Origin of the sequence: Helicobacter sp. MIT 05-5293 (assembly GCF_000765665.2) — a bacterium.
Taxonomy (GTDB): domain Bacteria; phylum Campylobacterota; class Campylobacteria; order Campylobacterales; family Helicobacteraceae; genus Helicobacter_C.
The window spans coordinates 455,075-468,752 of sequence record NZ_JROZ02000001.1; the positions used below are offsets into that span (position 1 = coordinate 455,075).

Here is a 13,678-nt window from a genome sequence, read left to right on the forward strand (position 1 = left end):
TATCATTTATTATAGCTTTTTAAATCTGATAGAATCCATAATTTATGATACAATCACATATTTGTTTTCTTTGATTTGTATTTAAGAAAGGAAGAGTATTGAAAGAGCAAATACAGGCGTTGGTAGATAGGGTAAAAGCAGTGCAGAATCTTTCTGATTTGGAGAATTTGCGCATTGAGGCAATAGGCAAAAAAGGGATTCTTACCCAGCAATTTGCCACATTAAAGAATCTTGAGGGTGAGGCTAAAAAGGCTTTTGCTAAAGAGATTAACGAGCTAAAAGAACTTTTTGAAAATGCTTTGTCAGAAGCAAAAACACAGATTCTGCAAAAAGATATTCAAGAAAAACTTGCAAAAGAATCCATTGATGCGAGCTTGTTTAGCACATTGCGTAAAACAAGCTATGGACACCCGATTCATCAAACAATGGATAAAATTATCGATTTTTTTGTGGGTATGAATTTTTCACTTTGCACAGGTCCATTAGTAGAAGATGATTTTCATAATTTTGAAGCACTCAATCTCCCTAAATCACACCCTGCAAGGGATATGGCAGACACTTTTTATTTTAAAGATTCTATGCTTTTGCGCACACATACTTCGCCGGTGCAGATTCGTGCGATGAAAAGTAAAAGTTTGCCTATTGCGATGATTGCACCCGGAAATGTTTTCCGGAGGGATTATGATTTGACACATTCACCGATGTTTCATCAAGTCGAGGGGCTTGTCGTGGAGCAAAAAGATAAAGTCAGTTTCGTGCATTTAAAGTTTATCCTTGAGGATTTTTTGCATTATATGTTTGGCGATGTGAAAATTCGTTTTCGCTCAAGTTTTTTCCCTTTTACAGAACCTAGTGCGGAAGTAGATATTAGCTGCGTATTTTGTGAGGGTGCAGGTTGTCGTGTGTGTTCTCATACGGGTTGGTTAGAAGTGCTTGGTTGCGGTATTGTCAATCAAAAAGTTTTTGAGGCGGTTGATTATAAAGATGTGAGCGGATATGCTTTTGGTTTGGGTGTAGAGCGATTTGCTATGCTGATTCACCGAGTCAATGATTTGCGTAGTTTTTTTGAGACAGATTTGAGAGTATTGGAGCAGTTTTAATGATTTTTACAAAGTATTTGTTATCACATTTTATTGATATATCTCATTTAGATATGGAAGAAGTATGTGTTAAGCTTAGCAGTATTGGTTTAGAAGTCGAATCCTCAAATCGCATTTGTATCCCTTCTAAGGTTGTTGTCGGTAAGGTTATTAGCAAGACTTTGCACCCCGATGCTGATAAACTTAGTGTGTGTCAAGTCGATGTGGGAGATGAAGTGTTGCAGATTGTATGTGGGGCAAAAAATGTGCAAACCGAGCAATATGTCGCTGTAGCTCTTGAGGGTGCATTGATTCCACATACAAAAAGCGGCGAACTTTTGATACAAAAAACAAATTTAAGGGGCGTAGAAAGTTGCGGAATGCTTTGTTCAAGTCAAGAGTTGGGATTGCCTGCGATTAATGATGGCATTATGATATTAGATCAAACCGCCGGCAGGTTAGAGTTAGGCAAGGAAGTGGGTCAATTGCCACTTTTTGATGATTATATCATTGATGTTGCCGTAACGCCTAATCGTGGAGATTGTCTAAGTGTATTGGGTATTGCACGAGAACTTGCGACTTGCTACGACTTGCGTTTAAAGCTTGAGATTGATATGGATAATGTCATTACATTGGGCTTAGGAAGAGTGTTGCAGATTCTTACTGATGAGAAAATTGATGCGTATTTGCTTTATCGTGTGATTGAAGTCAAACAAGCACATATACCGCTTGATGTCGCTCTTATATTGGCTTATAATGGACGCTTAAATAAAGACATAATTCACAATTTCCTTGAATATGGCACTTATATGACAGGTGTGATTCTCAATGCTTACAGACTTAGAGATTGTGAAAGTAAAGATTTAGTGCTTGATAATGGTTTGGTTGCTCAATTGCGTATCAAAAAAGATGAAAATGGTTTGGAAGCGGTATTTAGTGATAAAAAACTTTCTGTGATTGGCGTGTATCATGGGGATAAAGATTTTGCGACAAAATCAGAAATTTTTATTATCGAAGCAAGTTATGCTAATCCAAATATCATCGCAGAAGCACTTTATGAACATCGTATTGAAAACGATCCTCAATTGGTTTATCGCACTTCTCGAGGAAGCAATCCCGATTTGGAGCAAGGGATTGATTTCTTATGTAAAAAAATGGTTGATACTGCCGATGTGTTAGTATATTCAGGCACACATAGTATTATGCAACGCAGTGAAGAGGTCAGTATTAAAACAACCTTTAGAGCAATCAATCAAATCATTGGTATACAGCTTGACAGACAAGAGATTGCCTCTATTTTAAAGCGATTAAACTTTAAGCTTGATGTAACTTGCGATGAAAATTTCTTTATGATTTCAGTGCCTCACTATCGCCATGATATTCATAGTATTCAAGATATTGCCGAAGAAGTGCTAAGAATCTATGGGATTGATAATATCTCTTCTCAACCTTTAGAATCTGCAGAAGGTAATCGTCTTGATGAAGTGTATTTTACCTATAAGAATACTCGCAAACTTGCACAAAGATTTATCACTCATCGATTTAGCGAGTGTATTCATTATGTCTTTACTTCAAAAAGTAAGCTTCAAGCATTAGGTTTGCAAACACTTGATGAGAATCTTGATTTGCTTAATCCTATTACAAATGAGCTTGACACGCTTCGCACAAGCCTTTTGCCTTCTTTGTTAGATTCTATCAAACGCAATGAGAATCTGGGCTTTAAAAATATCGCATTATTTGAAATCGGTAGCACTTATACACCAAAACGAGAAGAGAAAACTCAACTTGCAATGGTTGCAAGTGGCTATATTCAAGATGAATGTTATCCGTATATCAAGTCTGCTAAATGGGATTTCTTTGCTTTTGCAAATGTGTGCAATGCGTGTTTGGGAGATGTGAGTTTAAAAAATATCAGTGATGAAGATAATGCTAATGTGTTGTTAGAGCAATTTGGATTCAGTGATACGCGTTTGTTGCACCCTTATCAAAGTGCATTTGTGTATCAAAAAAATCAGCCTATCGGCATTATTGCAAAGCTTCACCCACAGATAGCGATAGATTTGGATCTCCAAGAGACATTTATTTGTGAAGTGATTCTTGATATGAGTCGTATTTCTCTTGCTCAAGCAAATGAATTTTCGAAATTTCAAAAGAGTTATCGTGATTTGACTATTCTTATTGATCGTCATATTCCCTTTTATAAGGTGCGTGAAACACTCACACAAGAATCGATACAATATCTCAAAAATATTTATCCTATTGATGTGTATTATGATAAGGCATTGGGTGAGCAGATTGCTTTAAGTGTGCGAATGGTGCTTCAATCCGATAAGCACACGCTTCAAGAATCTGAACTCAATGCAGTTGTGCAAAATGTGCTTGAGATTTTGCAGGATCGTTTTGGTGCAAAATTACGCGTGTAGATTCTCAAATCTGTGGCGGGATCATACAAATACCATAGATTCTAAGGTCTCTATTAGCAAGCACAAGGCACAATAAGCTTTATAAATGCTTTTCTTGAATCGTATCAGATATGAGTGCGATTCAATATTTTTTTAAGGATATTAAGATGCCAAGAGATTTACCTAAAATCACACTCGAAGATACAGCAATACTCCAAAAAATGTCTCATACATTGCGATTTTTATGCGCAGATATGGTGCAAGAAGCTAATAGCGGACACCCGGGTGCTCCTATGGGATTAGCTGATATTGCAACGGTGCTAAGTTTTCATCTTCACCTTTCGCCTAAGAATCCTCAATGGCTTAATCGTGATAGACTCATTTTTAGTGGAGGACACGCAAGTGCGCTGCTTTATGCTTTGCTGCATTTATGGGGATTTGATGTGAGTATGCAGGATTTGCGTTCTTTTAGGCAAATACATTCTAAGACGCCCGGACACCCAGAATATCGACATACTCAAGGTGTTGAAATCACGACTGGACCACTAGGGCAAGGTGTAGCAAATGCTGTAGGAATGGCTATGGCAAGTAAATACGCACAGAATCTTTACGGGCGTGAGATTTTTGATCATAAGGTGTATTGTTTGTGCGGTGATGGAGACTTGCAAGAAGGGATTAGTTACGAAGCAGCTTCACTCGCAGGGCATCACAAGCTTTCTAATTTGATTCTGATTTATGATAGTAATCGCATTACTATTGAGGGTGATACTAGTGTCGCAATGAGCGAAGATATTGTAAAGCGTTTCAGTGCGCAAGGTTGGAATGTGCTAGAGTGTGATGGACATCATTTTGTAGAGATTCACGATACTTTGATGCAAGCTTATGAATCTGTATTGCCAACAATTATTATTGCGCATACTACAATTGCTAAAAATGCACTTTCGATGGAAGGAAGTCATAAAGCTCATGGTGCGCCTTTGGGCGAAGAGCTCATATTAAAAGCAAAAGAGGCATTGGGTTTAAGTCAGGAAAAGTTCTTTGTGCCAGAAGATGTAGCTTTTCGCTTTGGAATGATGAAAGAAAATGGAGAGCTTTGGTATCAGCAATGGCATAAAAACTATGAGAATCTCCCTCAAATCACCAAGGAACGTTTTGATGCGATGCAATCACCGGATTTTTCACGCATTGTTTATCCGCAATTTAAAGTAGGGGAATCTTTAGCGACACGCGTAAGCAATGGTAAGATTCTCAATAGCATTTCTCAAGCAATTGAAGGTTTTATTGGGGGAAGTGCAGATCTTGCACCTTCAAATAATACACAGCTTAACGATGAGGGTGATTTCCCACAAGGTAAGAATTGGCATTTTGGTATCAGAGAACACGCAATGGCTGCGATTTGCAATGGTGTGGCAAATTTTGGCTTATTTTTACCCTTTTGCGCAACTTTCTTTGTTTTTAGTGATTATATGTCGCCGAGTGTGCGTGTGGCAAGCTTGATGAAAACACGGGTGTATTATATTTGGACACATGATAGTATCGGCGTGGGTGAAGATGGGGCGACACATCAGCCTATCGAGCAATTGAGTCATTTCCGCGCAATGCCAAATTTGAAAGTTTTCCGCCCTGCTGATGCAAACGAAAATATTGCGTGTTGGCAAATTGCTCTTGAAAGCCACACGCCTTGCGCTTTTGTATTAAGTCGTCAGAATCTGCCTGTTGTTGCGGAGTATTCTTCTTCACTTAAAGAGCAGATTCAAAAAGGCGGATATTTGCTCAAATCTTGTGAGAATCCCCATATTACACTCATGGCGAGTGGTAGTGAAGTGGATTTATCGCTAAGAAGTGCTTATGAACTTGATAAACTTGGCATTAAGACGCAGGTTATCAGCGTGCCTTGTTTTGATTTGCTTCTTGAGCAGCCAAAAGAATACATCAAGACAATGTGTAAGGATTCTCAAGTTATTGCGATTGAGGCTTCAAGGGGATTAGAATGGTATGCTTTTGCGGATAAAGTGATTGGTATGCAAGGATTTGGCGCGTCAGGTAAGGGCGATCAGTTGTTTGAACATTTTGGATTTAGTGTTTCGCGTATTGTCAAAGAAGCAAGTGATCAAGTGAGTTGTGAGTGAATCCTCTCTTAGCACTTTGTGTTTATAGCTCTAAACGCTCATTATTGCAGTCTCTGGAGAGTGAGCGGCTTTTAGCACCTACTATGCTTTTGGGGGAGTTTTTTACTTCCTGTGTGTTGATCAAGGGAGGATACAGAGCCTTGCCTCAATCATTGCGCTTACCTTTGATGATGAGTGTTTTAAAAGAATTTGAATCGGCTTTAGAAAACACAAAATTAGTTTTTGAGAAAAGTTTTTTAGGATTCTTAGAATCATCACAATTTGTGTTTGGATTTTTTGACGAGATTGCTCAATCTCAAGTGCGTATTCAAGATATACCTTTGGCAGATACTTATGGCGATTATGACAATCACCTTGCACTCCTTCAAAAGATTTATGAAGCTTATCTTCAAAAACTTGAGCAATACAAACTTTATGATCGTTTGATTTTGCCTCCTGATGCGGAAATATGTGTTAATGAGGCATTTATCAAGGGTTTTAAGAGCATTGATCTTTATATTGAGGGAATGCTCACTGCATATGAACAAAAGATTCTCGCTCAAATTGCGCAAATCACACCGATAAAAGTGCATTTTGATTTTGATGAGCATTGTTCTCCTTTGTCTTTTGTCGATTTGAAAGCACTTCATTGCCGACCTAATCATCGATACACTCTTGAATTTCCTTCAATGGAGATAATCCAAGAAAAACCTTTGCCACCTTTGGCGAGAATCGAGGCTTATCATTTTTCACTTGCAATCAGTCAAGTTGCGTTGATTTTTGCCAAGATTGAGCAATGGCTTCAACAAGGTGTTCAAGAAGAAGATATTGTCGTGATTTTGCCTGATGAGGGTTTTATAAAATATCTTGCCTTATTTGATAAAGCAAGGAATCTCAATTATGCAATGGGCACAGAGCTTAGCGAAAGTAAGCCTTATAAGATTCTTTGCGATTATCTTGAGAAACTGCAAGATTCACAAGATGCTTCACCTTTACCACAAAATCTCTCTGAATGGATTGCTTCATTATTAGAATCAGTCTCCCAAGAAAAGTATAGCAAGGAACTTGAATCTATTTATCATTTGATTTTTGAGTGGGAAAATTTCAGGGTTGGTTTTGAAGGATACACACAAGTCCAAATGCTTGAGTTGCTTTTGGAGGAGTTACAAGCTGTGAGACTTGATGATGTTGTAGGTGGGAAAATACGCGTGATAGGTGTTTTAGAATCTCGAGGGTTTCGATTTAAAAAGGCAGTGATTGTAGATTTTAATGAAGATAAGATTCCTAAAATTCAAGATAGTGATATATTTTTAAATTCTAGCATCAGAAAGCTTCTTAAAATGCCTACCATGAGAGATAAAGAATCTTTGCAAAAGCATTATTATTACGGGATTTTTCGCAATGCTGATGAGGTGGCTATCGCTTATGTTGAAAATGAAAATATGCACCAAAGTATGATGCTTGAAGAATTACGCGATAAAACGCAAGTTGATTTGAAGAATGGAGATTCACTTTATGCGCTTTTGCCACAAGGGGGACAGACACACCCTTATCAAGAAGATAGATTCTTTGGTATCTTGCCTTCGACTTTATCTCCTAGTGGGCTGAAAGTCTTGCTTGAATGTCGGCGTAAGTATTATCTAAAATATCTCCAAAATCTTGCCCCACAAGCTTCGGAGGATAACGCCTTTATGGGGAATCTGGTGCATCAATGTTTGTATGATGTGTATCGCCATTTTATAGGTAAAAAAGGGCTTGATGCTCAAGTCCTTAAAACTCAAGCGTGGCAATGGCTTGAAACGATGTCTTGTCAAAGTGCTTTACATAAGGTGCAAATAGAGCTTTTGAAGCTGGAATTAGAGCGGTTTTTTGATATTGATGCCCCTGTAAATAATGATATTGAAATTCTTGCATTGGAGCAAGAATGTGAGGTGAAAATTGGTGATTTTTGTTTTAGAGGGCGCATCGATAGGATTCAAAAATCGGGGCAGATTTTGCAAGTGATTGATTACAAATACAAAAATCACTTTAGCTTAGAAGATAAACCCAAAAAGATGAGTGATTTTGCATTGAATATTTACGCAAGGTCTATAAGCGCATTATTCCCTCAATATGCCCATTTAGAAATACAAATGCAGTATTGGGATATTAAAGGGGGCGAGATTCACAATGAGGTGCAAGGCAAAGATGAAGAGCTTTTGAAGAATTTATCCGCATTACAGGGTGAAATTGAATTTTACCCTTGTGAAAATCGCTCCATTTGCCGCTATTGTGATTTTGTAGAAATATGTAATCGTGATTAGATTGAGATTCTGCAAAGATTCTTAGAATCTCTTACAGCCATTTATTTGCGACTTTGACTAATTCAGAAGTATTATCACTTGAATAGAATTTGAGCGATTTAAGAGGGTGTTGCGATTTGAGATGGAGATTTTTTTCTAAATATTCGACAATGGCTTCCCCAGAATGGATAAGCAAACTTTGGTGTTTGAAATACTCATCAAGAGCCTTAGAAATGAGCGGGAAGTGTGTGCAACCTAAAATCACCGCCTTAGGGGGAGTTTTAATGTTGTGAAAATAGTATTCAAAGGCACTCTCTAAGACTTTCCCTTCAAAGATGCCTTCTTCGACTATGGGGACAAAAAGCCCTGTCGCAAGACTTTTGAGATTCCAAAAACCAATATCACGCAATCTTGTTTCGTATTCTCCTGATGCGATTGTCGCTTTTGTAGCGATGATGAGTGTTTCAGAATCTGTATCTGCGATTTGATTTTTTAAGGCAAGCACACCCGGCTCAATTACGCCAATAATTGGAATCTTTGCATGACTTCTCATAGTATCAAGTGCGTAAGCACTCACGGTATTGCAAGCAACGATAAGAATATCAATCTGATGAGGAGCAAAAAAATCAAGAGCTTGGAGTGAAAATTTGATGATTGTTTGCTTATCTTTTACTCCATAAGGCACACGAGCGGTATCTCCGTAATAAATAATTTCTTCAAAAAGTTTGGCATTAATAAGGCTTTTTAGGACACTTAATCCGCCTACGCCGCTATCAAATACGCCTGCTCTCATAGGATTAATCCTGACTATTCATCATATTTAAAAATTCTTCGTTGTCTTTGGTTTGCTTCATTTTGGAGTAGATGAAACTCAAAGCTTCAATATCGTCCATTGTGTGCATTACATTGCGAAGCATCCATACTTTGGTGAGATTGTCTTTGCCAAGTAGCAAGTCATCTTTTCGCGTGCCGGATTTAAGCACATCAAATGCGGGGTAGATTCTGCGATCGGCAATTGTGCGTGCAAGGACAATTTCACTATTGCCTGTTCCTTTAAATTCTTCAAAAATGACTTCGTCCATTCGCGAGCCTGTCTCAATTAAAGCTGTTGCAATGATTGTGAGACTTCCGCCTTGTTCGATATTACGGGCTGCTCCAAAAAATCGTTTGGGTTTGTGCAAGGCATTAGCATCGACACCACCGCTTAGCACTTTACCGCTTGATGGTGTAGCGGCATTATAGGCGCGTGCCAATCGTGTGATAGAATCAAGCAAAATCACGACATCTTTACCCATTTCAACCTTGCGTTTTGCACTTTCAATAACCAAATCTGCCACGCGAATATGATTTGTTGCAGGCATATCAAAAGTAGAACTAAACACCTCTCCTTTGACGCTTCGTTCCATATCGGTTACTTCTTCGGGACGCTCATCGACTAAAAGCACCATCAATTCTACTTCGGGGTGATTTTTTGAAATGCCATGTGCGAGCTCTTTCATTAATTCTGTTTTTCCTGTGCGGGGAGGAGCGACAATAAGAGCTCGCTGTCCTTTTCCTATCGGGCTAAATAAATCAAGCATACGCCCTGTAACTTTGGAAGATTCATATTCGAGCTTGAGTTGTTGGAGAGGAAAAAGCGGTGTGAGATTGTCAAAAAGCGGACGATTTTTAATCTCTTCAAGCGAGATATAATTGACTGCTTCGATTTTGAGTAGTGCATAGTAACGCTCTTGATCTTTGGGAGGTCGCACCTGTCCTGTTACAATATCACCATTTCTTAGTGCAAATCGGCGGATTTGAGATTGTGAGACATAAGTATCATTAGGGCTATCGGCAAAGTTTTCTGTGAGTGCGCGTAAGAATCCATAGCCTTCATTTGTGATTTCTAAGATTCCCGAAAATAAGATAAATCCGCCTTGATTGACTTGCGTTTTGAGAATCTCAAAAATCAAATCTTGGCGGCGATAATCGCTAGGGTTTTCGACACCGATTTGTGCGGCGATATTGGTTAAAGCCTTGATGCTTTTAGTGCGTAAATCTTCAATTTGATAACCTTCTACAGGTGTATGTGTGCGTGATTTGTCTATTGCCATTAAGTTTCCTTGAATAAAGAAGTTTGGAAGTGAAATGAAGTCCTTGTTTTAGGATTTGATATTGAAAAAATGATTTTAGTCAAAACTTTATGTGAAGTCAAGTAAAAAGTATATTTTTTATACAATGTTGTTTTTGACATTTTGGTCCAAGTCGGGATGAATTTTATAAACTTTGTTTTTGATTTTAATCAGAATCCCCGTATCAATCAGTTGCTTAAAAGTTTTTACAATGGTTGGTTTGCTGACATTAAGATGCTGGATAATATCCTCATAAGAACCATAAAAGATATTATCTTCATCGCAATTAGCAAGGAGGAATTGGATAATAGCGATTTTTTTACCCCCAACAAATGTTGAAATAGCATTAATCAGTAGATTCTTTGAAGCAATTTCATCGGCTTGGAGAAAAGGTAAAATCGCTTTTTGGAGGGCTTGGAGAAGCTCCTCAATATTGATAGGTTTTAAAATATAACCATCGACTCGTAATCGAATCGCATCAAGGAGGTATTTCGTCTCGGTATGCGCAGTCGCAATGACGACAGGCACATCTGGGTGAGTGGAAGAATGACGGATTGCGTTGATAAGCTCGATACCATTAAGTTTAGGCATTAAAATATCTGTAATGACTAAATCCACTTTGTGAAGATTGAAAAGCTTTAGGGCTTCTTGCCCATTTTTTGCTACAAGCAATCGCCCCACATAGTCCTCTAACACCATACTTGTAAGATTTGCTGTATCAGTATCGTCTTCTGCGTATAAAATGGTGAGCTTGTTGAGTGTTTCAAGATTCATCAGTATGATCCTTTTGCAGGGGGATTTTTATAGTAAATTCAGCCCCAAAATATTGATTTTCCTTTCCCCAATGTGTATTTTCTACGCTGATTGTGCCATTCATTTGACGCTCAATGATTTGTTTCGCCATATAAAGCCCTATCCCCGTTCCCACAGATTGGTGTTTTGTAGTAAAGTAAGGTTCAAATACTTTTGTTTTATCCTCAAGTTTTACCCCACCTGCATTATCTTTGAAATGAATAAAGACATTATACCCTATCCTTTCTAATGAAATTTCTATAATCGATTCTTTGTTTTCAGTTTGACGCTTGAGCGCGTCCATAGCGTTATTGATTAGAATCAAGATAACTTGCGTGAAAGAGTTTTGATACCCGAGTATGTAGAGATTTTCTTCATCGACATTGTTGAGAATATTAAGCGTGATAAGTTGCTCTTTAAGTTGCTCCTTGAGGAGATCAATAGAATCATTAATACTGCAAATGATACTAAAATGCTCTTTTTGCTTGTCTGGTCGGAAAAAACTGCGAAAATTTTCAATAGTATCGGACATATTTTGGGCGATTTTCATTCCATATTCAGTTTGTGAAAGGACAAAAGATGTGTCAAGCTTGTCTTGAAGCTGTTTGGTCTTAAAGCTTTGAATAAGCATCATAAGGGAATTAAGCGGTTGTCGCCATTGGTGTGCAATATTTTGTATCATTTCCCCCATTGATGCAAGACGCGCTTGTTGAAACATAATCAAATCTTTCTGGCGGTTTTGCTCTACTTCATACTCGATTGATTTTTGCAAATTTGCATTGAGCATTTGTAGTTCTTTGGTTTTAGAATCCACAAGTCGTTCTAAAAGTAAATGGTTATTATTGATAGAATGCTTGATGGTGAGTGAAAAATAAAAAAGTGTCGCCCCAAGAATCACTAAAAAGACAATTAATATTATATAAGTATGACTATAAAGAGAATCGGTGATAGTTTTATTGAGAGCGGCAAGTTTGAGATTAATATCAATTTTTTCATCAATCAAATAAGTGAGTTGGTCGGTATTTTGTGTCGCAAAGATTTGGTCAATCAGAATAGTAGTTGTGTTTTCTTGCACGAGAAGATTCTCAATTTCATCGCGTTGCATGGGCAGAAAACTTTGAGCATACCATTGTCGTAAAGTCCTGATTTTTGAGGGATTGTTTTCTGTAAGACTATGCGTTTTATAAGTATCCCATATCTCTATGAGTTTGTTTGTGTCTTGTGGATTAGCTCGATAAGTTTTGCTTAGGGAGATGAGAATAGACATACTTTGATTTTGAGGAGAATTTGTGTCAAATTCCGCTTTTAAGCCTACAAGAGCAAGTAACCCCACACCTCCTATCAATAAGAATCCTAAAGTGATAATCCACATAAGGACGGTTGTCTGCGTCTGAAAGGGAGCTTTTGTGATGAGATGGATAATATTTTTCATCTATATAATGTCTTTTGCATTTAAAATGGCATCAGCCAAAGCTCGTGAGAGTAAATCGTATTGCAAGAATTTGCTTTTATTCTTTTTGAGTGCGTAATTAATCTGTTCTTTGAGGTAGGTTTGCTCATCTAAAAGGCGTATTTGTTCATTATTGAGCAAAGAGAGATTCTTAGAAATATGATCGATTTCATCAAGAAGTTGAGATTTGGTCAGTATGATTTGATTGACTTCTTCAGTAAGGTCTTTGATACTGCTAGATGAGCTTGTTTTTTGATCAGTCAATACCCGCAAAGCTTTGCTTTTTGTTTCTTGAAGTCCTTGATGATAGGATACTTTTTGAATCAATTCCTCCTTTGAAGCTGAATCTTGCTTGATTTGAGTTGCGACAAATTCTAAACGTTCATCAATCTCATCGGATCGCTTTTGACTTTGCTCAATATCGAATTCCACATTCATTTTGTTACGCAGACATTCTTTGATAAGATGAATCGTCCAAGGATTGCCATTATTATCCGTGATGATAGGTTTTTTGTAGATTCTATTTCCGATTTGTATTGAACCGCCGTTATAAAATTCAATAAAACGCGTGGCATTTTCGTTGCCTTTAGCGCACAATTCAAGAAGTTCTTTGGCGACAATTTCAAACATAATCCACTCAAATTTTTTTACCAAAAGCATACAATAAATACCTTTCGCAATAGAATCAATATGGCTTAGGGGTAGTCCTTCAAGGTAGATTCTGATTTTTTGAATTGCAAAAAAACTAAAATTTTTGTTGAAAGTAAAATTATCAATATGACTTAAATCAATATCTTTTTCCAAGATAGACAATGTATTTTGCACAATCAAAGATTCTAAATCCACGCCGTTAAGGCACTTTTCAATTGTTTTACGATCTTCATTGCTAAGGACATTAATATGTGAATTTTGACTGATTTTGCGAATCTCATTATTGATTTTGACAACTTCATAATCAAATTTAAAAAGTTTAATTGTCCCGTCTTTAAAAAAAAGTGCATCACGCGCTTGTATGCCACATACAATGCGAAGAGCTGTTTTGATCATTTCTCTTTTGGTGCTTTCTTCTTGTAGGTTAAGTTGCGTATCCACAAAAGTAAAAAGTTCGTCAAAGGATTCAGAAGTAGCAGTTTGCTGCTTGTAGGATTCTAAAAGTTCCTTGCGGGATTTGAGAAATTCGATGATGCGTTGGATATAAATATTGTTGTTGCGATTTTTGATGCGTGTGATGATTTGGAGATGTGATTTTTCAAGATGCACGAAAGCTGCCAAACCGCGTTGATTGTAAAAATGTAAGATAGCCATACGAATGTCATTTTCTTGTTCTGGGTGCGATTGAATAAGCTCAAAAAGCTCTTTTGATGCGTTTTCTTGAGAATCTTTGATAGGTTGTTGATTTTGGTAACATTGATTAAGAATCTCTAGCGTTTGATCATAAATTTTTGATACCATTA

9 protein-coding genes are annotated in these 13,678 nt (G+C 37.5%); 4 read left to right on the forward strand and 5 right to left on the reverse strand.

Annotated features, from left to right (window positions below):
• Positions 1-98 precede the first annotated feature (98 nt).
• From pheS to LS68_RS02335, 4 genes are all read left to right on the forward strand, one after another.
• Entirely contained in the window at positions 99-1,100 is a 1,002-nt protein-coding gene (gene pheS, locus LS68_RS02320; protein WP_081950869.1) for a phenylalanine--tRNA ligase subunit alpha, read from the forward strand.
• Entirely contained in the window at positions 1,100-3,502 is a 2,403-nt protein-coding gene (gene pheT / locus LS68_RS02325; RefSeq protein ID WP_138090825.1) for a phenylalanine--tRNA ligase subunit beta, read from the forward strand. The genes pheS and pheT overlap by 1 nt, the downstream gene beginning before the upstream one ends.
• 146 nt (positions 3,503-3,648) lie before the next feature.
• Complete coding sequence (tkt, locus tag LS68_RS02330) at positions 3,649-5,610, forward strand: transketolase (protein WP_052100115.1); 1,962 nt, start codon at positions 3,649-3,651, stop codon at positions 5,608-5,610.
• Positions 5,607-7,892 carry a PD-(D/E)XK nuclease family protein gene (locus tag LS68_RS02335; protein ID WP_034369385.1) on the forward strand — a complete coding sequence of 762 codons (2,286 nt, stop codon included), beginning with the start codon at positions 5,607-5,609 and terminating at the stop codon, positions 7,890-7,892. Before tkt ends, LS68_RS02335 begins: the two co-directional genes overlap by 4 nt.
• A 31-nt stretch (positions 7,893-7,923) precedes the next feature.
• Here the strand turns inward: LS68_RS02335 and murI are convergent, their stop codons facing one another.
• From murI to LS68_RS02360, 5 genes are all read right to left on the reverse strand, one after another.
• Positions 7,924-8,664 carry a glutamate racemase gene (murI, locus tag LS68_RS02340; protein WP_034369387.1) on the reverse strand — a complete coding sequence of 247 codons (741 nt, stop codon included), beginning with the start codon at positions 8,662-8,664 and terminating at the stop codon, positions 7,924-7,926.
• Positions 8,665-8,668: 4 nt separating this feature from the next.
• Complete coding sequence (gene rho, locus LS68_RS02345; protein WP_034369390.1) at positions 8,669-9,964, reverse strand: transcription termination factor Rho; 1,296 nt, start codon at positions 9,962-9,964, stop codon at positions 8,669-8,671.
• Between the two features lie 117 nt (positions 9,965-10,081).
• Positions 10,082-10,756: a response regulator gene (locus LS68_RS02350; protein WP_138090828.1), complete on the reverse strand. Its 675-nt coding sequence runs from the start codon at positions 10,754-10,756 to the stop codon at positions 10,082-10,084.
• A complete protein-coding gene (locus LS68_RS02355; RefSeq protein ID WP_034369393.1) occupies positions 10,746-12,206 on the reverse strand; it encodes a HAMP domain-containing sensor histidine kinase in 1,461 nt (486 codons plus the stop codon). Before LS68_RS02355 ends, LS68_RS02350 begins: the two co-directional genes overlap by 11 nt.
• The gene (locus LS68_RS02360) at positions 12,207-13,676 is read right to left on the reverse strand and encodes a hypothetical protein (RefSeq protein ID WP_138090831.1); all 1,470 of its coding nucleotides are present in this window, start codon (positions 13,674-13,676) and stop codon (positions 12,207-12,209) included. It lies immediately after the preceding gene.
• Positions 13,677-13,678 lie beyond the last annotated feature (2 nt).